The sequence below is a fragment of the Streptomyces sp. NBC_00572 genome (assembly GCF_026341815.1).
Taxonomy (GTDB): domain Bacteria; phylum Actinomycetota; class Actinomycetes; order Streptomycetales; family Streptomycetaceae; genus Streptomyces.
Window position 1 is genome coordinate 3,242,137 of the sequence record NZ_JAPENX010000001.1, and the last position, 22,244, is coordinate 3,264,380.

At 72.1% G+C, this 22,244-nt stretch carries 23 protein-coding genes and 1 pseudogene; 7 read left to right on the forward strand and 17 right to left on the reverse strand.

Going from position 1 to position 22,244, the window contains the following annotated elements; translation table 11 throughout:
- Positions 1 to 95 precede the first annotated feature (95 nt).
- Both OG514_RS14995 and OG514_RS15000 read right to left on the reverse strand, forming a co-directional pair.
- A complete protein-coding gene (locus tag OG514_RS14995) occupies positions 96 to 1,829 on the reverse strand; it encodes a hypothetical protein (RefSeq protein WP_266894791.1) in 1,734 nt (577 codons plus the stop codon).
- Complete coding sequence (locus tag OG514_RS15000; protein WP_266894792.1) at positions 1,819 to 3,453, reverse strand: hypothetical protein; 1,635 nt, start codon at positions 3,451 to 3,453, stop codon at positions 1,819 to 1,821. Before OG514_RS15000 ends, OG514_RS14995 begins: the two co-directional genes overlap by 11 nt.
- 203 nt (positions 3,454 to 3,656) lie before the next feature.
- Between OG514_RS15000 and OG514_RS15005 the strand changes: the two genes are divergently transcribed.
- Positions 3,657 to 4,127, forward strand: a complete 471-nt coding sequence (locus tag OG514_RS15005; RefSeq protein WP_266894793.1) for an SRPBCC domain-containing protein — start codon at positions 3,657 to 3,659, stop codon at positions 4,125 to 4,127.
- Between the two features lie 16 nt (positions 4,128 to 4,143).
- Here OG514_RS15005 and OG514_RS15010 read toward each other — a convergent pair whose 3' ends face one another.
- Both OG514_RS15010 and OG514_RS15015 read right to left on the reverse strand, forming a co-directional pair.
- On the reverse strand, positions 4,144 to 4,500 hold the full coding sequence (locus OG514_RS15010) for a deoxyxylulose-5-phosphate synthase (protein WP_266894795.1): 357 nt from the start codon (positions 4,498 to 4,500) through the stop codon (positions 4,144 to 4,146).
- A 42-nt stretch (positions 4,501 to 4,542) separates the two neighbouring features.
- Positions 4,543 to 5,367: a class I SAM-dependent methyltransferase gene (locus OG514_RS15015; protein WP_266894797.1), complete on the reverse strand. Its 825-nt coding sequence runs from the start codon at positions 5,365 to 5,367 to the stop codon at positions 4,543 to 4,545.
- 744 nt (positions 5,368 to 6,111) lie between these two features.
- Between OG514_RS15015 and OG514_RS15020 the strand changes: the two genes are divergently transcribed.
- Positions 6,112 to 7,473, forward strand: a complete 1,362-nt coding sequence (locus OG514_RS15020) for a lysine 2,3-aminomutase (protein ID WP_266894799.1) — start codon at positions 6,112 to 6,114, stop codon at positions 7,471 to 7,473.
- A gap of 14 nt (positions 7,474 to 7,487) precedes the next feature.
- On the opposite strand, the gene OG514_RS15025 is transcribed toward OG514_RS15020, so the two are convergent.
- Both OG514_RS15025 and OG514_RS15030 read right to left on the reverse strand, forming a co-directional pair.
- Positions 7,488 to 8,237 carry a transporter substrate-binding domain-containing protein gene (locus OG514_RS15025; protein ID WP_266894801.1) on the reverse strand — a complete coding sequence of 250 codons (750 nt, stop codon included), beginning with the start codon at positions 8,235 to 8,237 and terminating at the stop codon, positions 7,488 to 7,490.
- Positions 8,238 to 8,248: 11 nt separating this feature from the next.
- Positions 8,249 to 9,181: an oxidoreductase gene (locus tag OG514_RS15030; protein ID WP_266894803.1), complete on the reverse strand. Its 933-nt coding sequence runs from the start codon at positions 9,179 to 9,181 to the stop codon at positions 8,249 to 8,251.
- 135 nt (positions 9,182 to 9,316) lie between these two features.
- Here OG514_RS15030 and OG514_RS15035 point away from each other — a divergent pair, with 135 nt between their 5' ends.
- Entirely contained in the window at positions 9,317 to 9,859 is a 543-nt protein-coding gene (locus OG514_RS15035; RefSeq protein WP_266894805.1) for a GNAT family N-acetyltransferase, read from the forward strand.
- Between the two features lie 111 nt (positions 9,860 to 9,970).
- A complete protein-coding gene (locus tag OG514_RS15040; protein ID WP_266894807.1) occupies positions 9,971 to 11,461 on the forward strand; it encodes an alpha/beta hydrolase in 1,491 nt (496 codons plus the stop codon).
- 133 nt (positions 11,462 to 11,594) lie between these two features.
- Here the strand turns inward: OG514_RS15040 and OG514_RS15045 are convergent.
- The 3 genes and pseudogenes from OG514_RS15045 to OG514_RS15055 all read right to left on the reverse strand — a co-directional run.
- Positions 11,595 to 12,736: pseudogene (locus tag OG514_RS15045) on the reverse strand (PTS transporter subunit EIIC); the annotation flags it as partial.
- A gap of 34 nt (positions 12,737 to 12,770) precedes the next feature.
- A complete protein-coding gene (murQ, locus tag OG514_RS15050) occupies positions 12,771 to 13,700 on the reverse strand; it encodes an N-acetylmuramic acid 6-phosphate etherase (protein ID WP_266894809.1) in 930 nt (309 codons plus the stop codon).
- A gap of 82 nt (positions 13,701 to 13,782) precedes the next feature.
- Positions 13,783 to 14,700 carry a MurR/RpiR family transcriptional regulator gene (locus tag OG514_RS15055; RefSeq protein ID WP_266894811.1) on the reverse strand — a complete coding sequence of 306 codons (918 nt, stop codon included), beginning with the start codon at positions 14,698 to 14,700 and terminating at the stop codon, positions 13,783 to 13,785.
- Positions 14,701 to 14,812: 112 nt separating this feature from the next.
- Between OG514_RS15055 and OG514_RS15060 the strand changes: the two genes are divergently transcribed.
- Both OG514_RS15060 and OG514_RS15065 read left to right on the forward strand, forming a co-directional pair.
- Entirely contained in the window at positions 14,813 to 15,169 is a 357-nt protein-coding gene (locus tag OG514_RS15060; RefSeq protein WP_266894813.1) for a hypothetical protein, read from the forward strand.
- 13 nt (positions 15,170 to 15,182) lie between these two features.
- The gene (locus tag OG514_RS15065; protein WP_266894815.1) at positions 15,183 to 15,452 is read left to right on the forward strand and encodes a DUF4031 domain-containing protein; all 270 of its coding nucleotides are present in this window, start codon (positions 15,183 to 15,185) and stop codon (positions 15,450 to 15,452) included.
- Between the two features lie 48 nt (positions 15,453 to 15,500).
- Here OG514_RS15065 and OG514_RS15070 read toward each other — a convergent pair whose 3' ends face one another.
- The 7 genes from OG514_RS15070 to OG514_RS15100 all read right to left on the reverse strand — a co-directional run bounded on the left by OG514_RS15070 (position 15,501) and on the right by OG514_RS15100 (position 20,681).
- Entirely contained in the window at positions 15,501 to 16,853 is a 1,353-nt protein-coding gene (locus OG514_RS15070; protein ID WP_266894817.1) for a hemopexin repeat-containing protein, read from the reverse strand.
- Between the two features lie 145 nt (positions 16,854 to 16,998).
- A complete protein-coding gene (locus OG514_RS15075; RefSeq protein ID WP_266894819.1) occupies positions 16,999 to 17,229 on the reverse strand; it encodes a hypothetical protein in 231 nt (76 codons plus the stop codon).
- 73 nt (positions 17,230 to 17,302) lie between these two features.
- Positions 17,303 to 17,503, reverse strand: coding sequence for a hypothetical protein (locus OG514_RS15080; RefSeq protein WP_266894821.1), 201 nt, complete (start codon positions 17,501 to 17,503; stop codon positions 17,303 to 17,305).
- Between the two features lie 44 nt (positions 17,504 to 17,547).
- Complete coding sequence (locus OG514_RS15085; protein ID WP_266894823.1) at positions 17,548 to 17,748, reverse strand: hypothetical protein; 201 nt, start codon at positions 17,746 to 17,748, stop codon at positions 17,548 to 17,550.
- A gap of 44 nt (positions 17,749 to 17,792) precedes the next feature.
- Entirely contained in the window at positions 17,793 to 17,993 is a 201-nt protein-coding gene (locus OG514_RS15090; protein ID WP_266894824.1) for a hypothetical protein, read from the reverse strand.
- Between the two features lie 27 nt (positions 17,994 to 18,020).
- The gene (locus tag OG514_RS15095) at positions 18,021 to 18,203 is read right to left on the reverse strand and encodes a hypothetical protein (protein WP_266894825.1); all 183 of its coding nucleotides are present in this window, start codon (positions 18,201 to 18,203) and stop codon (positions 18,021 to 18,023) included.
- Between the two features lie 33 nt (positions 18,204 to 18,236).
- Complete coding sequence (locus OG514_RS15100; protein WP_266894826.1) at positions 18,237 to 20,681, reverse strand: S8 family serine peptidase; 2,445 nt, start codon at positions 20,679 to 20,681, stop codon at positions 18,237 to 18,239.
- 541 nt (positions 20,682 to 21,222) lie between these two features.
- On the opposite strand from OG514_RS15100, the gene OG514_RS15105 reads away from it, so the two are divergent.
- Entirely contained in the window at positions 21,223 to 21,702 is a 480-nt protein-coding gene (locus OG514_RS15105; protein WP_266894827.1) for a bacterial transcriptional activator domain-containing protein, read from the forward strand.
- Here the strand turns inward: OG514_RS15105 and cpt are convergent.
- Positions 21,699 to 22,241: a chloramphenicol phosphotransferase CPT gene (gene cpt, locus OG514_RS15110; RefSeq protein ID WP_266894828.1), complete on the reverse strand. Its 543-nt coding sequence runs from the start codon at positions 22,239 to 22,241 to the stop codon at positions 21,699 to 21,701. The two genes, OG514_RS15105 and cpt, sit on opposite strands and share 4 nt — an antisense overlap.
- Positions 22,242 to 22,244: the final 3 nt, after the last annotated feature.

Below are 22,244 nucleotides of genomic sequence, written 5' to 3' on the forward strand. Positions count from 1 at the left end.
GGGCGGCACCCCCACCAGGGGGTGCCGCCCTCGGGCGTTTCACGAGAGTCGATCAGCGCGTGTCGATCAGTGCACGTCGACTCGGCCCACGTCGATCAGCGCACGTCGACGTAGTCGGCCCACGAGAACGGCGACGTGAAGTGCGTGGCGTCCCCGTAGTACCGGAGGCGCCACGTACCGTCGACGTTCGCCTTCGCCCTGAGCGAGATCTTCCCGTTGGCGGCCGGACGGCCGGTGGCGACCTGACGCCAGGTCGTCGAGCCCTTCGCCTGGAACTGCAGGGCCACGGACCCGCTGCCGAACGTCCGCCACGCCCCGCTCGTGTAGTGCTGGAGCGTGCCCGTCGCGGTCACATAGGCGCCCTTGCGGACCGGCTCGGGGCCGGCGTTCATGCCGACGATCCGGGTGGAGGTCCGCACGAGGCGGAAGACGTTGCTGCTCGACTCGGCGTACGCGTCGCTGGTCAGGTGACGAACGCGGTAGTAGCCGCCGGTGCCCTTCCCGGCGACGGAGAACGACGTCCAGTAGCCGTCGCTCGTCTGCGCACCGGCGAGCTTCCGCCAGCCGGTCTTCCCGTCCGCCGACTGCTCCAGCTGGACGTACTGGGCCGCTGCGACGGAGCGGGTGCCCAGCGTGTACCGGGCCCGGAAGATGCCGGCCACCGAGACCCGGCCGTCGGCGGACAGGCTGCGGGAGAGCAGGTCGATCCGGGACTCCCACGGAACGGCGATCCGGCCGCTGACCGCGGTGTACTTCAGGAACGGGTCGGCGGTCCGGACCTGCCAGTACTCCTCGTAGTCCGAGAGCCCGGAGGCGGCGATCAGACGGACGGAGAAGCGCCCGTTCGCGTCGGTGAGGACGGTCGTGCCGTACGGGGTGTTGCTCGTGTACTCCCCGAGGGAGACCTGGAGGGCCTGGCCCGCGAGCGGGGCCTGCCCGGCGGCCGTGTCGGTGACCCGGCCGCTGATGGTCACGGCCTCACCGCTGAGCGCCCGCTTCTTGTCGGCGGTGGCGGTGATCTTCACCGCGCGCCCCGTCACCTCGTACACCCGGCGCGCCTCGGCGGCCGAGCCGTGCACCTCGGTGCTGTCCTCGGAGAAGGTGGCCTCGAAGGTGGCGTAGGCGTCGTTCACGGGCATCGGGCTGCCGAGGAACGCGCCGGTGGCGTCGGTGACCACGGTCGTGGCGGAGCCCGGCGTCGTGTAGGTGGGCGCGACGGTGATCGTGCGGCCGGACAGCGGCACCGCGTCCCCGGAGCCGGGCTGGATGCCGAGCAGCGTGCCCTTCGGGCGCGCGTTCCGGTCGTCCCAGGCGGGGGTGCCGATGCCGAAGGTGTCGAACTGCGGGCGCAGCCGGAAGTCCAGCCTGCCGGCGTCGGTGCGGGTGAGCTTGTTGCCCAGCGAGTCGGTGGCCGTGACGTCGATGGCGTACGTGCCGAGGGCCGGGATGGTGCCGCCGTCCTCGGTCAGCCGCAGTGCGGCCTCGGCGGGCAGCACGAACCGGCCCGCGGTCAGCGGGTCCCAGGCATTGCCGGGTGCCAGGGCCGGGATCTCGGCGAGGACGGTGTCGCCCTGCCGGATCCGGGCCGACACCTTGGCGACCGTGGCCCGCGGGGCGTCGGTCCAGGCCGCCACCTTGAACGTGCCGCGCTGGGCGTCGTCGGTGAGGGCCGGGCCGATGCCGATCGGGCCCGGGGCGGCCGCAGCCGCCTCGGCGCTGCCGATCGGGGCGGTGCCGGTCAGGGCGGCGGCGGGCAGGGCGGTGACGGTCAGGGTCGCGGCGGTGAGCACCGCCGCGAGGGAGAGGCGTCGGCGGAGGTCAGCGCGCATCGATGTACTTCGCCTTCGTCTCGCTGTAGAAGTAGCCGGCCGGCGGCTGCAGGACCATGGCCCAGGAGCCGTCCTCGTAGGCGGTGGCCCGGTAGCTGAACTTGCCGCTGCTGTTGGTGGAGATGCTCTTGGTCACCCAGTACCAGCTGTTCTCGCCCTTGGGCTTGAACAGGAGCGTCAGCTTCACGCCGGGGAGCGGCTTCCAGACCCCGTTGACCTTGCGCTGGACCGTTCCGGAGACCGTCATCTTGCCGTTCACCGTGGGCCGGGTGGGGCTGATGGTGAAGGCGGAGAAGCGGGTCTCGGAGCGGGCGAGGCGGACGGCCGACCCGGTCTTGGCGACGAACTGGTCCGTCTCCGTGTGGTGGACCCGGTAGAGGGCGGTGGTGTAGCCCCAGGCGGAGAGGGTGTACGCGCAGTAGTTGTCGGTGGTGCCGGAGCGCAGGGTGCCCCAGGTGCGTCCGCCGTCGCGGGAGACCTGGAGGGCGACCGGCTGCGTCCTGTCGCAGTACGTGCTGCCACTGCCGAGCCTGCCGGTCGCGGTGACCTTGCCGTACGCGTCCAGGGACATCTTGTAGGCGCCGTACGAGAACTGCTGCGGGACGACGATGTCGCTCTTGTCGTACGGGCGGGGCGTGCCCGCGAAGTACGGCGAGGGCCGCAGCGAGGTGAAAACGTCCGCGGTGGCGTAGGTCGGGCGGGCGTTGAAGGAGAAGGTGCCGTTCGCCGCCGTGTTGTTGCCGCCGATCACGTTCGACGCGGTGTTCTCGTACTGGGGCTCGCGGCTGGTGGCGACGACGGGAACGCCCGCGAACGGCTTCCAGCCGGCCGGGGTGAGCCGCTCCACCCGTCCGCTCACGCGCACGTCGGTCCCGGCGAGGACACGGTACTTGCTGATGTTCGTGGTGATCCGGTACTTGAGGGTCGCGTCGGCGGGGAGCCACGGCAGGGAGGCGGCGTCGTCCGGGTCGAGACCCGGTGTCGCCCCCACGACCTTGGCCGTGCCGCCGGTGACGGTGCCGTTGGGCGTGACGGGGAGCGAGAACGTCCCGTCGGCGCCCACGGTGGCGAACGCGGTGACGGTCCGCAGCGTGATGTTCTCGATGGGCAGGCTGACCTGCACCTTGGTGCCCTCGGGGGCGGTGGTGCGCTCGCCGGTGGCGGGGTTCCACAGGGTGGTGGTGCCGGTGAGCACCGCCTTGCGGTGGTCCCAGTCCGTCGAGGAGCGGTCGTAGGACAGGTTCCCGACGCCGATGTGCGGGAGATGGTCGTAGGTGCCGGCGGTCCACTGCTTGGTGGTCTCGCCGGGCAGGCGGTAGTCCACCCTGATCGGGTAGCTGCCGAGTGCGGTGCCCTCGGGCAGGGTGAGCGGCGCCTTGGTCGTCAGCCAGCTGCCCTTGGGTTCCACCTCCTCCGTGGAGGCGAGGACCGCGGCGTCGGCGGCGGTCGAGGCCAGGACGCTGACCTTCACCCAGAGCGCGGTGCTGGGCAGGGTGACGGTGTAGCGCCCGTCGTCCTCGGTGGTGCCCTGGACGGCGGTCCAGTCCGCGTGTGCGGCCGGGGCGTGGACGACGGCGGGCACGATGACGCCCGCCGAGAGAGCGAATACGGCTGCGGCACGCACGAGGGCGTGCGGAAGCCTGCGCGTAGAGCGCGGCAAAGGGGACCCCCCACAGGTCTGAAGACGGCGGCTGCGCCATGGTCGAGGCGGCCGCGTGGGCAGAACTTTAGCGCTCACCTGTTGAACATGTTCACTTGGTTGACGAAAGTGCTCGGCGGAGGCGGCGGGGTGATCCTGGAAGTGCCCCTTCGTGAAGGGAACGGACCATGGTCACCCTCCTGACGACGCCTGCCGACCGTGAGCTGGTCATCACCCGCACCTTCGATGCCCCGCCGGCCCGTGTCTGGGAGGCGTGGACGGTCCCCGCGCACGTGCGGGAGTGGTACGGGGCGTCCGGGCTGACCACGACGGTCCTCGACATCGACCTGCGGGTGGGCGGTGCCTGGCGCTGGGGCCAGACCGCCCCCGACGGCCAGCAGATCGTCTTCTCCGGCAGGTACGAGGACGTCGTCCCGGTCGAACGGCTCGACTACACAGAGGTCTTCGAGCAGATGACGGACACCGAAGCGGTCCGCGTCACCCTCACCTTCGACGCCACCCCGGACGGCGGTACGGCCCTGACCAGCACGTCCTTCTGGCCGTCGAACGAGATCAGGGACCAGGCGCTCGCGGCGGGCATGGAGGCGGGGGTGCGGGAGCAGTACGACCGGCTCGCGGAGCACCTGACGTCGATGTGAGGGCCGGCGCGGCGGATCAGGGCCCCGCCACCCCCTGATCCACGCTGAGGAGGGCCTTCGCGATCGGCTCTCCGGTGCGCTGGGCGCGCACCAGGCCCGCCTTGACCTCGGAGAGGGTGCGGGGGCGGTAACCGGGCCCGCCGAAGCAGCAGTTCTTGTGGAACCGGATGCCGGCATGGAGGACGACGGACAGCGCCCGCCAGGCCGAGACGTCCCGGCGGCGGGGCGGCGCGAAGGCGGATCCCACGTGGATGAGGGCGCGCGCACAGCGCGGACACCGCCGCTCGCGCGCCCTGTCGTACGGCGCCGGGTACGACTGCTTGTACGAGGCGCGGCACGGCAAGCAGACGTATGAAGTCTTCGCGTGACCCATGGAGTTCAGGGTAGGGGGGGCCGGGTGCCGGCCCCCACCGGATTACGGGCGCCGGAAGAGGGCGGTCCAGAGGAAGGGTTCGCCGAAGAAGGGGGAGTCGGCGGGCTCGTCGCGCATGCGACGGATCTCGACCTCGGTCAGCCCGGACTGTGTCAGGTCCGGGGTTGTGGGGCCGGGCTCTGTCGGGTCCGGCTCTGCCGGGCCGGACTCCGCCGGCTCGGCGAAGAGGGTGCGCAACGACGTGTCCGTATAGGCGAGTCCACCGTCGAGCCTGCCCTGCCGGTAGAAGTCGGCGTCCGGCAGTTCGGAGCCCATGCCGCCCTCCCCGGCGGCGAACGCGGTGAGCGCGAAGTGCCCGCCGGGCGCGAGGACGCGGTCCAGGAGCGCGAGGTAGCCGACGCGGCGGTGCGGCGGCAGGTGGTGGAAGCAGCCGGAGTCGTAGACGAGGTCGTACGGTCCGTCGAGGCCGGTGCCGGGTGCGAAGGCGTCGCCGCGGACGAACCGGATCCCGGTGGTTCCGGCGTCCTGGGCGCGTTCCTCCGCCCACCGGATGGCGGTGGGGGAGAGGTCGACGGCGTCCACCCGGTAGCCGAGCGAGGCGAGGTGCAGGCTGTTCCGCCCGGGCCCGCACCCGAGGTCGAGGGCCCGGCCGCCACCGGCCGGAAGCAGCCCCCGCTCGCCGTACGACACGAGGTTCTCGTCCGGCTTGGCGACGAAGAACGGCACCGGTCTGTCCCGGTCGGCGTAGAACCCGTCCCACCAGTCGGCCCCACCGTCGGACCACCGGTCGGCCTCGGGTGCGAACAGCCCGTCGAGCAGGGTGAGTACGTCCTCGATCGTACGGATGCCACGGTTGTTCAGGTCCATCTGGATCCCCCTCCGAGTGTTCCCTCAGGGTAGGGGGTGGAGGGGTAAAAGCCCAGGTCAGAGCTAATGTGTGGAGGCGTTCTGCGGGTGCTGGGCGGGCTGCGGCCCGGGGCGGAACCCCGAGGGGCGGCGCCCGGGTGCGGGCTTCCGGAAGGCGGCCTCCAGGGCCGGGAAGAGGGCTTTCCGGCCCGCGCGCAGGTGGGTTTCTGGCGCGTTCGATTCGGACCTGCCGGACCGTTCGGGCCTGTCGTGTCGCCCCCCTGTGCCGCTTCCGTCTGCATGCTTCACACCCGCACACGAGGGGACACACGTACTTGTCCGTCCGAAGAGCCGTCGCGCGGGCCCGGCCGCCACGGCCGGGCCCTCGGTGCGTTCCGGCGCTGTCCGGCGGGTTCCGACGCGGTCCGTCATCGCCGTCCCCGCCGGAGGAAAGGCGCCAATCTGGCAGACGTCCCGCCCGTACGCCCCCGTGCACCCCGGCCGAAAGCCCCCGGGTGTGAACCCGGTCGTATCGGCCCGGACCGGCCGTCGGCGCCGAGCGCCGCTGTCCGGTACGTGTCACGGACGATTGGCCGGAGTCCCGGGTTGCCCCCGATCCGGCCCACCGCTAGGGCTCTTGGCGTCAGCGGCAACACTCCCCATCATCGCCCTGGGATGGGCCGCCGCACCGGCCCCCAGTGAGCCCTTCGGGGAGGCGACGACCGTGCAGCCGACCGACGTTCCCGCGAGGGCGAGGGGGGACGGGTGACCGTCCACACCGGTCACCGCCTCGGCCGACTCATCGCCGACCGCACCGGGCAACCCGCCCTCGCCCACGACGCCGACGTCGTCGGCCGGGTCCTGCCCTTCAGGATCGGCTCCCACGCCGCCGACGAACTCGTCGACTGGTCGCGCGCCCCCGACGACCCCCTCTACCGGCTCCTCATGCCCCACCGCGACCTGCTCGCCCCCGCGGACTTCGCCGCCGTCGAGCAGACCCTCCGGGACGGCGACCGGGACCGGCTACGGCTCGTCGTCGACGGCCTGCGCGAACGGCTCGACCCCCACCCGGCCGGCCGGGACGGCGGGGAACTCCGGCACCCGTACCCGGAGACGCTGCTCGTCCTTCCCCACCAGGGCCCCCGCCAGGGCCGGACCTGCCCCAGCCACTGCGCGTCCTGCTTCCGCTGGCCCCACTTCACCGGCGACCCGGCGCGCGGGCGGGCGCTCGGCGGACCCGGCGCGATGACCGCCCAGCTGGCCCGGCATCCGGAGATCACCGAGGTCGTCCTCGACGGCGGGGACCCGCTGCTGATGCGGACCGAGCTCCTCGATCCGTACGTCACTCCGCTCCTCGACCGGCCGCACATACGGACGATCCAGATCCGCACCCAGGCGGTGTCCCTCTCCCCGCAGCGCTTCCTCGACGCCCCCGACGCCGACGACCTCCTCCGCCTCCTCGAACGCGTCGTCGCCTCCGGCCGCCACCTCACCCTGCTGCTGCACGTCTCCCACCCCCGGGAACTCCACCCGGAACCGACCCGCCGAGCCGTCGGCCGCCTCCTCGCGACGGGAGCGGTGCTGCGCACCCAAGGCGCCGTCCTCCGCCACGTCAACGACGACGCCGGAGTCTGGGCGCGCATGTGGCAGGAGCAGGCCAAGCTGGGCCTCGTCCCGCACCGCATGCTCGTCGAGCGCGGCACGGGCGCGCGCCGCTGCTTCGGCCTGCCGCTGGCCACGGTCGTGGATGTCCACGGGGAGGCGGTACGGCGGGCTCTGGGACCGGCGGGCCGGGGGAATGGCCGAGGGCCTGGGGGTACGGCGGACGGACCGGCGGGCGACTCCGTGGGAAGCCCGGTGGGCGGCTCCACGGGAAGCCCCGTGGGTGGCCCGGTGATGTGCACGGAGCGCGGCCCGCTCGCCGTCGACGGGATCGTCCAGCTCCGGGACGGCCCCGCCTTCGCCCTCCACGCGCTCCGGACCCGCGGCCCCGCCCCGGCCGGCACGGCGGCGTACGCCCGCTTCGACCCGACGGCGAGATGGTGGGACGAGCTCATCCCGTACGGGCCCCGCGACCGGATCCTGATCCCGGGGGAGCCGCTGACACCGGAGGATGTGGTGGGCTGAGGTCTTCCGGAACGTCAGGCGGGCGGGGCGAGCAGGGCCTCGTCCTGGCCGGCCCGGCGCAGGGAGTCCGCGACGAAGCCGTTCGCCTTCAGCTCCTCGACGGTGGCGCGGAGGAAGGCGACGGTCTCCGGGGCGCGGGTGACCGTCGTCCCGACCGCCTGCCGGATCTCCATGAACCGGCCCTCGATCAGCCGGACTTCGGGATTCCCGGCGACGTACGAGGTCATCGGCTGCCGGATGCCCGCACCCGCTTCCAGCCCCTCCTCCCGGAACGTGTCGACGCCCTCCTCCCCGCGTACGACCGTCGCGTGCGCGAGGGACCGGGAGAGGAACAGGTCGTACGCGGAACCCTGCTTGACGCCGATCCGGACGCCGGGCGCGTCCACGTCCTCGACGGTGGTGAGGCCGGAGTCGCGCGGGACGGCGTACACCCCCTCGATGACGACGTACGGAGCGGTGAACGCCACCTCCGTCTCCCGCGCGGGATCCACGGCGAGGAAACAGAGGTCCGCCCGGCCGTCGGCCATCGCCTCGAACGACTTCCGCGCCGCGTCGAAGCAGAGCAGCTCGACCGGCAGACCGAGCCGCGCCCCGATCTCCCGCGCCAGATCCACGGTGATCCCGGACGGAGCCTCGGGGGTGCCCTGCGCGAGCACCGGGTTCCCGAGATTGACGGAGGCCCGGAGGACGCCGGTGGGGGCGAGGTCGGCGGCGAGCGCGGGGGTGGGGGCGGCGGCGGGAGCGGGGCTCGGCGTGGTCGTCATGAGGACGGAGTCTAAGGAGCTTCGGGAACGGGCTCGCGGTGCAGCTTGTCGAGGAGGGCCAGGTCCTCGGCGGTGAGCTTGAGCGCGCCGGCGGCGACATTGGCGGCGAGGTGGGCCGGGTCGCCGGTGCCGGGGATGGCGAGGAGGTGGGGGCCCTGGTGGAGGGTCCAGGCGATCCGGACCTGGGCGGGGCTCGCACCGTGCGCCTCGGCGACGGCGAGGACCTCGGGGCTCTCGGGGGCGGTGGCCCCGCCCTGACGGCCGGCGGCGGCGATGGCGTAGAAGGGCACGAAGGCGATGCCCTGCTCACCGCAGAGCCGCACGAAGTCCTCGTACTCGGGGCGGACCCCGATCCCGTACATGTTCTGCACGCAGACGACGGGGGCGATGGACTGCGCCTCGGCGAGCTGCTCGGGGGTGATGTTGGAGACGCCGAGGTGCCGGATGAGGCCGGCCTCGCGGAGCTCGGCGAGGGCGCCGAAGCGCTCGGCGATCGAATCGGTGCCGACGATACGGAGGTTGACGACGTCGAGGTGGTCGCGGCCGAGCTGGCGCAGGTTCTCCTCGACCTGGCCGCGGAGTGCGGCGGGGGTGCGCGCGTGCTCACTCCAGGAACCGGAGGCGTCACGGCAGGGGCCGACCTTGGTGGCGATGACGAGGTCGTCGGGGTAGGGGCCGCCGAGGGCGCTGCTGATCAGCTCGTTGGCGGAGCGGAGCGGGGAGAAGTAGAAGGCGGCGGTGTCGATGTGGTTCACGCCGAGCTCAACGGCCTTGCGCAGAACGGCTATCGCCTCGTCTCGGTCGCGGGGCACGGCATGCTCGACGAGCGCCTCACCACGCTGCGGCAGCCGCATGGCCCCGAAGCCGACGCGACGGACGGTGAGGTCACCGAGGGTCCAGGTACCGGAGGCGGAAGCGGGGGTGGAGGTGGGGGTGGTGGTCATGCGGGGGATGATCCCCCAGGGGCGGGGCGGCTGCCATCGGATAAGGCGTTCCGCTTGAGAGCACCGCTGGGCGCGCCGGACGCGCGCCTGCCTTATTGGTTTGCCGTCGGCGGGGGCGTCGGATAGGAAGCTTGCATGCTGAGGGGTAGCAAGGTCGGGCTCAGGGCTCGGCACGAGGAAGACATCCCGGTCCTGCGGACCGAGCTCTACGACGACGTGGTCAACGGCTCGCGTGCCGAAAGTCGGCCTTGGCGGCCGATGACGCCCGGCTCCGAGGACGCGCGGCTCGTGGTGGACGACAAGGTGGAGGGGCACGTCCCGTTCTCCGTGGTCGAGCTCGACGGCGGCACCCTGGTCGGGACGGCCACGTTGTGGGGCATCGACAACCACAGCCGGTCCGCGCACATCGGCCTCGGGCTGCTGCCGACCTGTCGCGGCAAGGGATACGGCACCGACGTCGTCGCGGTGTTGTGTCACTACGGGTTCGTCGTGCGGGGCCTGCACCGGCTGCAGATCGAGACGCTGGCGGACAACGCCGCGATGCTGCGCTCCGCCGAGCGCAACGGCTTCGTCCGCGAAGGCGTGCTGCGTTCCTCGGCCTGGGTGATGGGTGAGTTCCTCGACGAGGTGCTGCTCGGGCTTCTCGTGCGGGAATGGAAGCCTGACCCTAAGGGGTAGGGGTTGTTTCGAGGGTGCTGAACACCCCTGATGCGTCCGGGGGTTGGCCCTACCTCCGGGCCGCGTGCCTGCCGGATGGGATCGGCGGTCGCGTTTCGCGAGGCTGTGTGCATGACAGCGAATCGTGGACGTAGCGCCCTTCTCATCGCCCTTTCCGTCGCCGCCGTCGGCGGCCTCTCCCTCGCCGGGGGTGGTGTCGCGCCCGCCTCCGCCGCCGGGCTCGACTGGGGCGTGTGCGATCCCGCCGTGAAGCCGCTGCCCGGGCAGCAGTGCGCCAAGCTCTCCGTACCGCTTGATTACGCCGATCCCGACGGCGAGCAGATTCAGCTCGCCGTTTCCCGGATCGCCAGCACGCGGCCCGACGTTCGTCGCGGGACGCTCATGGTGATCCCCGGTGGGCCCGGTAGTTCCGGGGTGCAGCGGCTCGGGCAGAAGGGGGCCGCTCTTGCCGGGGAGATGGGCGGGGCCTATGACCTCGTCTCCTTCGATCCTCGTGGGGTCGGTGGGTCCGCCAAGGCCCACTGCGGGCTTGCCGAGGCCGATCGGTGGATGGTGACGCTGCGGTCCTGGCCCGGTGCCGACGGGTCGATCGACGACAACGTGGCCCGGTCCAAGCGGACGGCCGAGGCCTGTGCCCGCACGGGGGGCGCCATGCTGCGCGGGCTGACCACCGCCAATCAGGTGCGGGATCTGGAGCGGCTGCGGCAGGCGCTCGGGGAGCGGAAGCTGTCGGCCTGGGCCGTTTCGTACGGGACCTATGTCGCTGCCTCGTACGCCGAGAAGTTTCCCGGGCGGACCGATCGCTGGGTTCTCGACAGCAGCAACGACCCCGACCCGAAGCGGGTCGCCCGGGGGTGGTTGGAGGGGACGTCGCGGGGTGTCGAGGACCGCTTCCCCGACTTCGCCGAGTGGGCTTCCCACCCGGACAGGGGTGAGGGGCGCCTTGCCCAGCGCCCCGAGGACGTGCGGCCCCTCGTGCTCGATCTTGCCGCCCGGCTCGACCGGGAGCCGCGTCCCGGCACCACCGGTGTGGCGCTCACCGGGACCATGCTGCTGCAGGCTCTTCAGCAGGCGCTCTACTCCGACGACTTCTTCCCCGCCTTCGGCCGGCTCGTCACCGACGCGCTCGACCCCGATGGTTCGCCCGTGCTGCCGCGTGAGCTCGCCGGCGCCATGCCCGACGAGGCCGCCGCCATCACCGTCGGCGTGATCTGCAATGACGTCGACTGGCCGCGGGAGTCCGTACGCGGCTACCGGAAGGCCGTCGCCGCCGACCGCGCCGCGCATCCGCTGACCGCCGGCCTGTCCGTGAACGTCACCCCCTGCGCGTACTGGAAGGGCGGGGCCGTCGAGAAGCCCGTGCGCATCACCGACCGGGGGCCGTCCAACATCCTGATGATCCAGAACCTGCGGGATCCCTCCACCCCGTACTCCAAGGGGATGGGCATGCGGCGCGCCCTCGGCGACCGCGCGCGGCTCGTCTCCGTCGACCACGGCGGGCACGGGGTCTATCTCGGGAACGGGAACGCTTGTGGGGATCTGGCCGTGACCCGGTTCCTCAAGGAGGGTGTGCGCCCGGCCGAGGACGTTCTGTGCCGGTAGACCCGGACGCGCGAGGGCCCGGTCGGACGCCTTCCGACCGGGCCCTCCCGTAGGGGTGTGCTCAGACCTTCGCCGGCTCCGGCTCCCGCTCCGGGAGCGCCGTCGCGACCACTGTCTCCGTCTGCTCCGTGTCCACGTTGAACTCCTCCAGGAGTTCCTTGCTGAAGCCCCAGAAGTACGTCGCCACGAATCCGGCCAGGTAGCCGACGATCAGGCCGCCCGCGTAGACGGCGATCGTCTCGCCCAGGCCCTTGTTGCCGTCGAGGAGGGGGAACAGTGCCCAGCCGGACGGGCCGATCGCGGTCGAGCCGACCGTGTCGCCCAGCATGCTGAACAGTCCGATGAAGCCGCCGCCGAACGCTCCGCCGACGCAGGCCGTGATGAAGGGGCGGCCCAGCGGGAGCGAGACGCCGTAGATCAGGGGCTCGCCGACGCCCAGGAAACCGGCCGGGAGGGCGGACTTGATGGTGCGGCGGATCGAGCCGTTGCGCGGGAGCTTCAGGTAGACGGCCATGGCCGCGCCGACCTGGCCCGCGCCCGCCATCGCGAGGATGGGGAGGAGGGCCGTGTAGCCCTGCTGCTCGATGAGGGTGGTGTGGATGGGGATGAGCGCCTGGTGCAGGCCCAGCATGACGAGCGGGAGGAAGAGGCCGCCGAGGACGAAGCCCGCTCCGGCGCCCGCGTTCGCGAGGAGCCAGTTGGCGAAGTCGCCGATGGCGGTGGAGATCTCACCGGCCACGAACATCAGGCCGAAGATCGTGACGAGGCCCGAGATCAGGACCGTGAGGGTCGGGGTGACCAGGACGTCCAGGGCCTCCGGCACCCAGCGGCGGCACCACTTCTCGACGTACACCGCGAGGATCGCCGCGCCGAGCGCGCCGAGCACACCGCCCTGGCCGGGGGAGAGCGTCTGGCCGAAGGCGTCGATCTTGGCGACGCCGGGGAAGACGATGATCGCCGCCACCGCGCCGCCGAGGATCGCCGTACCGCCGAACTCCTTCGCCGTGTTGTAGCCGACGAAGACCGCGATGAGCGCCATGAAGCCGCTCGCCATCGCCGCGAGGGCAGGGGTGACGCCGGGCAGCCAGCCGAGGTTGATCAGCAGTCCGTTGAGGCCGGCGATGATGCCGCAGCCGATGAGCGCGGGGATCAGCGGTCGTGCAGTCCCAGCCGGAGGCGGGTCATGCAGTGGGCCACGGAGCTGATGTTCTCGGCGCCGCCGACGAGGGGGAGGATCGCGGCGGCGGTGGCGCGGTTCTTGTCGTCTGTGCTCATGGTGCGGTGGTGCCTTGCTGTGAGGGGAGGGGGCTCAGCTGGTCTTCGCGTGCAGCGCCGCACGCAGGTGACCCTGGGAGGTGGTCAGCCGCTCGGCGGCCGTGGGGGCGTCGATGTCGGCGAGGATCATGAGGATGGCGTTCTTCACCTCTCCGTCGGCGGCGGTGAGGGCGGTCTCGATCTGCTCGTCCGGGGCGCCGGTGGCCAGGGCGACGATCCGCCGCGAGCGGGCCTGGAGCTTCTCGTTGGAGGCGCGGACGTCGACCATCAGGTTTCCGTACGTCTTGCCGAGCCGGATCATCGTGATCGTCGAGATCATGTTGAGGACGAGCTTCTGGGCGGTGCCCGCCTTGAGCCGGGTCGAGCCGGTGAGCAGCTCCGGGCCGGGGACGACCTCGATGCCGTGTTCGGCGGCGGCGGCGAGCGCGCTGTCCTCGTTGCAGGAGAGGCCGATGGTGAGCGCGCCGCACGCGCGGGCGTGTTCGACGGCGCCGATGGCGTACGGGGTGCGGCCGGAGGCGGAGATGCCGACGACGGTGTCGTTCGCGGTGACGCCGAGTGCGGTGAGGTCCTCGGCGGCGAGTTCCTTGGAGTCCTCGGCGCCTTCGACGGCCTTGACCATGGCGGACGAGCCGCCCGCGATGAGGCCGACGACCTGGGTCGGGTCGGTGTTGAAGGTGGGCGGGCACTCGCTGGCGTCGAGGACGCCGAGGCGGCCCGCGGTGCCGGCGCCCATGTAGACGAGGCGTCCGCCGCGGGCCATGCGCTCGGCGGTGGCGTCGATCGCGGCGGCGATGGCGGGGAGCTGCCGGGCGACGGCGGCGGGGACGGTGGCGTCCTCGCCGTTCATGAGCGCGGCGATCTCGGCGGTGGGGAGCTGGTCGATCTCGGCCAGTTCCGGACGGAACGCTTCGGTGGTGAGGGTGGCCAGCTGGGCGCGGAGTTCGGAGTATGTAGCAGACACGAGCGGCTCTTTCGGTGCTGTGGTCGTCAGCGGGTGCGGTGGTCGTCGGCGCGCGTGGTGGTCGCCGGGTGGTGCGGGTGGTTCAGCGGGTGCGGGGTGAGTGGCGGTGGGCGAGGGCTTCGTACGAGGCGGCGAGGGCAGGGGCTGCCGTCTCGTACGTACGCTGCGTGACGCAGGTGAACAGGCAGTCCACGACCAGGAGTTGGCTGGTGCGGGACGACATGGCCGCGGGGCGCAGCTCGCTCTCGCGGGCGGTGGAGGTGGTGAGGATGTGGTCGGCGTACTGCGTGACCGGTCCGTCCGGGCGGCCGGTGATCGCGACCGTGGTGGCCCCGTGGTCGAAGGCCACCCGGAGCGGTTCTATGACGTCGCCGGTGGAGCCGGAGTGGGTGATGGCGATGGCGACGTCGCCGGAGCGGAGCTGTACGGCGTTGGTGACGGCGAGGTGCGGGTCGCTGTGGGCGTGCGCGATGAGGCCGATGCGGAGCAGTTTCTGGCCGAGGTCCTGGGCGACGAGGCCGGAGGCGCCGATGCCGTAGATGTCGATGCGGCGGGCGCCGGCGAGGGCGGCGACGGCGGCGCCGAGCTGGACGGTGTCGAGTGCGGCGGCGGTGTCGGCGAGGGTCTGCTGCTCGTCGTAGGCGAGCTTGGCGACGACGTCGGCGATCGGGTCGTCGACGGCGATGTCGGCGGTGACGGCGGGTGCGCGGCCGGACTGCTGCTGGGCGGCGAGTCCGGCGAGGGCGAGTCGTAGGTCGCGGTAGCCGGGGTAGCCGAGGAGGCGGGCGGTGCGGACGACGGTCGCCTCGCTGGTGCCGGTGAGCTCGGCGAGGCCGGTGACCGTGAGCGCGGCGCAGCCGGCCGGGTCGCCGGCGACGGCTTCGGCGACCCGCTGCATGGAGCGGGTCATGGACGGCGCGAGGGTCCGTACCTTGGCCGCGAGGGCGGCGGGGGCGGGGGGCGCGTCGCCCGTGAAACTTTCCTTCACTTCATTGGTCACATTTGAAAGATACTTTCGGAGGGGTGGGTGGACAAGACCCCATCGGTCCCGGATCCGGGTGGGACCTTCGCCCTTTTCGCGTGCGGGGCGCGCCCCGGGTGACAATGAGTGGATGGACGACATAGACCCCGTGGAGCAGGCGCTGCACGCCGCCCGCGCGCTGGTACTGGCCGACCTGGTGGCCCGCAGGGTCGCGGCCGCCGAGGTCGTGTCGATGGTGGAGGACGCGGTGACCCACCGGCGCTGGTGGGTCGAGCAGTGGCCCGAGGGACTGACGTACGTCGCCGGTCTCGTCGCCCAGGACGTCCAGGACGCCCTGCTCGAACGGTACGGCCGCTGGCCGCTCTGCCCGGTCTGCTCGACGGGCGACCCACACGCCCTGGACGTGGAGCCCGAGCTGGGGCCGGACCCGCACTGGGTCTGCGGCAAGCAGGGGGTCGTGGTCGCGCCGGTGGGTGGGCTGACGTGAACGGGGACGCCGCGTGACCCTGTACATCGATCCGCCGACGTGGCCGGGGCACGGCCGTATGTGGTCGCACCTGGTCAGCGATGTCTCCTTCGAGGAGCTGCACACCTTCGCCGCCTCGATCGGCGCCCCGCCGCGCGCCTTCGAGCGGGACCACTACGACATCCCCTCCGACCGGTACACGGACGCCGTGACGGGCGGTGCGGTCGAGGTCGGCTCCAAGGAGCTGCTCCGGCGCCTCACGGAGGCGGGACTGCGGCGGCCGAAGGGCCGGCCCGTTTCCTGATCCGCCTGATCCGCCTGATCCGCCTGATCCGCGCGATCCGCCAGGGCCTCAGGGCAGCCTGGTGACGCCGATCTGCATGTGGAAGTGGTCCTGGTGGGCGGCGCGGAGGGTGGCGTTGTCGGTGCCGGGGGCGGCGTCGGCGGCGTAGTCCGGGTAGATCACGAACCCGGTGCCGCCGAGTTCGGGCATGGGCCACTTGTTGGCCGCGCCGATCGTCGTCGCCTCGCACTCGAACGTGGCGAACCGGAAGGCGGTCGTGAAGAGGCCGAACCCGAGCGGGTCCACGGCGGGGTCGATGCGGACCCTGACGCCGGCCGGGCGCGGCAGGTTGCCCCAGTCCTTCTTCACCGACCGGGCGAACGCGGACCCGTCCGACTGCCCGGAGATGCCCGAGAGATCGAGCGCGCGGCCCTGGTTGTGACAGTCCTTCAGGTTCGGACCGCCGTGGCCGATGCCCAGGTGGAGGAGTTCGGCGACGTCCGGCGCCGAGGAGTTGATCCAGCGGGTGAGGCGGTACAGCGCGATCAGCATGCGCTGGTCGAGGTTGTCGATGACCGCGGAGGCCGGCGCGATCTGGTTCGTGTAGCGGACTCCGCCGAACGTCGGCGGGCTCACCACGACCCGCTGGTCGGGCGTCGGTGACACGATCCCGGCCGGTCCGTCGACGAACGCCGGGCTCTTCAGGGTCAGTTTGCCGCGCCGGATCAGGTCGGCCATGAGCTTGTTCGCCTGGGCCGGAGTCAGCATGCGGGCCGGGGCCACGGCCCCGGACGGGGTGGGCGCGAGACGGAAGGAGGCGTCCAATGGACCGCTCGCGTCCACCCGGTCGGCATCCACGTCGAAGCGCTGGAACTCCTCGCCGCGGAAGAAGTAGGCGAACTGGCCGCCCGGGTACACGGCGGCGTCCACGCCGCCGGGGAAGAGCCCCGTCCAGTTGCCCGCGATGGGGCGGGGGTAGTCGGGGTCGACGCGGTCCGCGGTCATGTCGTACCGGGCGTAGGAGTCGTCCTTGAAGAGGTACACCTTCCCGTTTCCCCAGTTCACGGCCGCGTCGATGCCGGTACGCCAGTCGGGGCCGCCGCCGGCTCCGGTGGGCAGGCCAGGCCAGCCCTGCTCAAGGGTGAAGTGGGGCGGCAGGTACTCGGCCTCCACGGTGTCCGCGCTGTTGTCGGTCGGGTTGTCGTAGCGGACGTAGGTGCTCCCGAGGAAGGCGTACGCCTTGCCCGCACCCCACCAGACGAAGGCGTCGGGGGATCGGGGGAGGCCGGGCCAGTTGGAGAGGGGCAGTCCGGAGTCCTCGCGGACACCGGTGACCGAGTCGTACCGGTCGTAGGTGTCGTCGGCGTGGAAGAGGTACGTCTTGTCGTTCGGCCAGGAGATGGCCGACCTCACTGTGGCCATGGCGGTCTCGGTTCCTTCCTGCGGTCGGGCCGTCGGTCGGGTGACCCGCCCCTGCGGGGACGGGCCGCGGATCGGGTGACCCGCCCCCCCCGCGGGGACGGGCCGCCGGTGGGGCGGACCATCCCCTTCCCTTTCCCTCACTCCCTCACAGGACGCCGGTCCATTGGCAACCTGAGGGGGCGCTTTGCCAACCGCGGCCGTAGCTGTGCACGAGCGGTCCAGGGGCCCCGGGCATGTTCCCGAAATTGCCCCGCGGCGGGACGTGCATCCGCTGCTCCACCCCGTTGACGTCCACGAAAGTGATGACGAAGCGATACGGCGAGTAGAGCTCCCGCCGGTCCACCGCCTGTGCCAGCTTCGGCAGGTCGAGTCGCATGATGCTTCCTCGGATCGGGTGGGACCGGTGCCGGGTGCATGCCCCGGCACCGGTCCCGCAGGTGACTCAGGACTCAGAACGGCAGGACGTCGCTGAGGAGGCTGCCCAGGAATCCGCTGGCCGCCGCGCCGCCGGAGGCGTCGCCGCTCTCGGCGTGCTTGTCGCGCTGGACGGGTGCGGACTGCTGGGGGAGCTGGAGCCGGAGCTGTCCGGCGGGGGACCGGCGGGGCTTGTCGCCTCCGGTCTCGGGGGTGGTGTGGGTCTCGTCGAACATGGTGGTCTCCTTCTCTTTCGTCTCCCGCTACGGGCAAGAGGCCGTCAGATCGGCAGGATGTCGCCGAGCAGGCTGCCCAGGAATCCGCTGGCCGCCGCGCCGCCGGAGGCGTCGCCGCTCTCGGCGTGCTTGTCGCGCTGGACGGGTGCGGACTGCTGGGGGAGCTGGAGCCGGAGCTGTCCGGCGGAGGACCGGCGGGGCGTCTCGCCGCAGGTCTCGGGCGTGGTGTGGGTCTCGTCGAACATGGTGGTCTCCTTCTCTTTCGTCTCCCGCTACGGGCAAGAGGCCGTCAGAACGGGATGATGTCGCCGAGCAGGCTGCCGAAGATGCCGCTGGCCGCCGCGCCGCCGGAGGCGTCGCCGCTCTCGGCGTGCTTGTCGCGCTGGACGGGTGCGGACTGCTGGGGGAGCTGGAGCCGGAGCTGTCCGGCGGAGGACCGGCGGGGCGTCTCGCCGCAGGTCTCGGGGGTGGTGTGGGTCTCGTCGAACATGACGGTTCCTTTCCTCGAAGGCTCCGGTCAGCCGGCTACGCCGTACTGGGCGTAGCACATCTGTCTGGCCGGGCCGGCCTTGGTGGCACAGGAGGACATGGCGGCCACGGCGCCGGTACGGGCGTCGCGGGCTCCGGCCTCGGGGCCGTCGCGGTGGACGGGACGGGCCTGGAGCGGCATGGCTCCCGGGCGGTCGCGTTGGGTGTCCATGGCGGTGTCTCCTCTCGGTGGTCGGCGGGAGTGTCAGAAGGAGCCGAGGAACGTGTGGACCGGGGCGAGGGTGACCGGCAGCTCGTCGCTCACGTCGATGGTGAACAGGTACGAGAGCCGGGACCTGCGTTCGTCCTCGGGGTCGTAGAAGGTCACGGTCACGTCCTGGCAGTCCGAACCGACCCTGCAGTACGGGCTCTTGGTGACGGTGATGGTGTCGAGCGCGTACAGGTTCTTGGAGGAACCCGGCACCTTGCTCGCGGACAGCAGGCCTTCCGCGACCTTGTCGCCGAACAGGAAGGCGTTGGTGCCCATGTAGTTGAGTGCGCGGTCGGCGGAGGTCTGGCCGAGGTTGCGGAACTGGTAGTAGATCTTGTCGAGGAGGGAGCGGATCGTCAGCTTCAGGTCGTCCTCGTCGCGGAGCTGGACCTTGCCCTGCTTCTTGTCGGCGGACGTCGGCGGAGGGACGTCGGTGTCCTTCTTGACCTGGTCGAAGACGAGGTCGACGAGCGCTGCCTCGTTCCACGTGTACAGACCGCGGCTCTTCACCTCGACGACCGGCACGATCTGACCGGAGTAGAGGCGAGTGGTGCGGTTGGTGAGGACCCCGGGTACGGAGACGCGGGAGATGTATCCGTCGCGTTCGGCGGGGTCGTCCGGGTTGAGGGCCTGGCCCGCGATGGCGTCACGGAACACCCGGTAGACCGTCGAGACCGGGGGATTGGCGAAGAGGCGGAACAGGTCGGCGTCGGTCTTGCCCTGCTCGGTGGCGATCCGGTCCGGTGCCTTGCGGGCGCGCTGGCTCTCGACCGGAGGGACCAACGGCTCGCTCCAGTCCATGCCCGCGGACGGCTCGGCCTCCAGGGCGTACACCGTGGCGCCGTCCATGGTGAGGGTCCAGGTGACCTTGTCGGAGACCCAGGGGGAGGTCGCGAGGTAGTCGCGGAGCTGGCGGGGGCTGTACGGGTCCGGCGACTGTTCGACCGCCTTGCCGTCGACCTGCACCTCGACGTACGGCATCTGCTGCCGGAAGCTGTCCCGGCGCGCCTCGGTCGGGTAGTCGAAGCCGATCGCGCCGATGGCGTAGATCAACTGACGGGGGGAACCGCCTCCGGTGCCGCCGCAGCTGCAGGCGGCCGGGTCGCCGCCGCAGCCGCACGAGGGGCGCACACCGGCGCTTGTTGAGGCGTAGGGGGCGTGAACAGGGGGCGCAGTTGCAGGCTGTGAGGAGACCGGGGCGGCCTGGATCGGAGCGGCTTGGACCGGGGCAGCCTGGATCGGAGCAGCCTGGACCGGGGCAGCCTGGACCGGAGCTTGGGCGGCCGGGGCCGGGGCTGTCGGCGGTGCCTGGACCGGGGCGGCGACCGGGGGCGGTGTCGGCGGGGCGGGCGGCAACGGAGGCGGCGCGCCGCCGTCGGCGGTGATGCCTGCCGGTACGGGCGGGGCCGCCGGCGCGGGGGCCATGGGCTGCGCGGGTGCGGGGGCCGCCGGTGTCCCGTACGGCGCGGGAGTCTCGTACGCGGCCGGGGCGACCTGCGGCGCCGGCGCCTCGGACGGGGTGGGGGCGGCTGCGGGAGTGGTCACGGCTGTCTCCTCTTTCCTGGTGGTGAGGGCGAGGGCCTGGACGGCGTCCAGGCTGCCGCCGAGCCCGCGGCGGCAGGACGGGGCGTCCGGGTCGGCACAGTCGGGGGCTGTGGCGGTCGCGAGCAGTACGTGCCCCGCGGCCTTCGGGTCCGCCGCCCCGCCGCCGGCCAGCTGCGCCGCGACGAGGAGCGCCGCGGTGCCGGCGACGAGCGGGGTGGCGAAGCTGCTGCCGGTGAGGGCGGTGAGCCCGCCGCCGGGTGCGGCTCCTTCGATGTCCTGCCCGGGGGCGAGGACGCCGTGGCTGCGGTAGGCGGTACCCCAGTTGCTGATGTCGAGCGGGGTGCCGTCGGCCGCGGCGGCGCCGACGGCGAGGACGGTGGGGACGGCGGCCGGGACCTGGAGGGCGTCGGCGCCGTCGTTGCCGACGGCGGAGACGACGAGGACTCCTCGGTCCTCGCAGAGCCGCAGGGCCCGTTCGAGGAGGGCGTCGGCCTGGTCGGCGTCGGTGCGTTCGCCACCGCTGATGTTGATGACGTGGGCGCCTTCCTCGACCGCTCGCTCGATGGCGCGGGCGAGGTCCATCTGCGGCACCCGACCGTTGCCGCCGTCGCGGAAGACGGGAAGGATCAGGCCGCGGCAGCGCGGGGCGAGCCCGGTGACCGGGCTGCCGGGCATGCCGAACAGCAGGCTGGCGACATGGGTGCCGTGCAGGGACATGGGGCCGGAGCCCGCGGGCTCCTGCACCAGCGTGTCCAGGCGCGTAAGATCCGCGCCGGCGAAGCAGGGGTGGGAGAGGTCGACGGGACCGTCGAGCACGGCCACGCATACCCGCGGGTCGCCGAACGGCTCGTCCGGCCGAGAGCGGAGTTCTCCCAGGACTGCCCGAGGCTTCATCTCGGACCTGCTTTCCGTGCCCGTGGGCACCGCGTGCGGAAAGGCTTGTCGGTCCGACCTTCGGGTGCCGTTGTCGGTGCTTCGTCACCCGGAATGTGCAAGCGGCGTCGCCGGAGCGTTTCCGGTCCGTTGCCGGGGTGTCCTCCGGGCCGTTTGGCCGCCGGTCAGGCCAGGGGCGCGGCGGGCCCCGCGACGTTCCGATCTGCCGCGGGGACGGTCGGGGCGGTGCGGTGGACGCCTGCGCGGCGGGCCGGTGCGGGCGGATGCGCGGATGCGTGATCCACCGGCCGGTTGCACAGTGAGGGATGTGTCATCGAACGGCGTATACCTCGAACTGCTCGGTGCTTTCGAGCTCTCATACGCCGGATGCCGTATCCCTCTCCCTTCAGGGGCGCAGCGCCTGTTGGCGCTTCTCGCCGTGCACTCGGCCGGCGGTGTGCACCGGGGTGCGGCAGCCGAGCGACTCTGGCCCGACTGCACTCCCAGCAGAGCTTCAGCGAACCTCAGGACCGCGCTGTGCCACGGCCGGCGGGCGGGTCCCGTGACCGTGGTGGAGTGTGTCGACCACCGGCTGCGGCTGGCCCCGGTGGTCGAGGTCGACCTGCACACCGTGCGGGGCCTGGCGCAGGGCGCCGTGGCGGACGCCCCGCCGCCCGCCGACCCGGAGTCTCTGGTGGCGAAGCTCGGTGAGGAGCTGCTGCCCTCCTGGTCGGACGAGTGGCTGGTCCTGGAGCGGGAGCGCTGGGACCAGGTGCGGTTGCACGCGCTGGAGAGCCTGGCGCAGCGGCTGCGGCGGGACGGCGAGTATCTGGCGGCGGTCCAGACGGCGCTGACCGCCACGGAGATCGACCCGATCCGTGAGACGGCGCACCGCATCCTCATTGAGATCCACATCGCCGAGGGCAACACGGCGTGCGCGGTGAAGCGCTACAAGGAGTATCAGCGGCTGTTGCGGCGGGAGTTGGAGGTCGAGCCGTCGCCGCTGATGACGCGCCTGGTGCAGGATCTGACCTCGGCCTAGGCGGAGTTCGCGACGTGGGCGGCGATCGTCCGCGCGCATTCCAGTGACTCGGTGTGGGTGGTGTCGACCTCCACGTCGTAGACGACGCCCCGGTGCACGCTGTCCGCCTGCTTCGCGGCCATTCCGGCGACCCGGTCGCCGCGTGCGACCTCGCGGCCCTCGGCGACGGCGCCGTCGCAGCGGACGCCGACCCAGAGCACGTCGAGGTCGCCGGTGAGGTTCCGCCAGCGTTCCTGGGCGACGGCTCCGCTCAGGAAGACGTCGTCGATGATGACGCGGGCGCCGGCGCGGGCCATGGTGACGACGCCCTGGGCCCAGGCGCCTTCCAGGGTGCGGAAGTCTGCCCCGACGTTCACTCCGCCGTCGGCGTCGAACTCGATTCCGTCGTCGGAGCTCTGCATCTTCAGGGGCATAGCGTCGATGAGCGAGTCGACTCCGAACGCCAGCCACGGGTCGGGCAGTACGGCCTGGAGGCACCGTACGATGCCGGACTTCCCGGCGCTGGAGCCGCCGTTGAGGATGATCATCTGTGTCGTCACGGC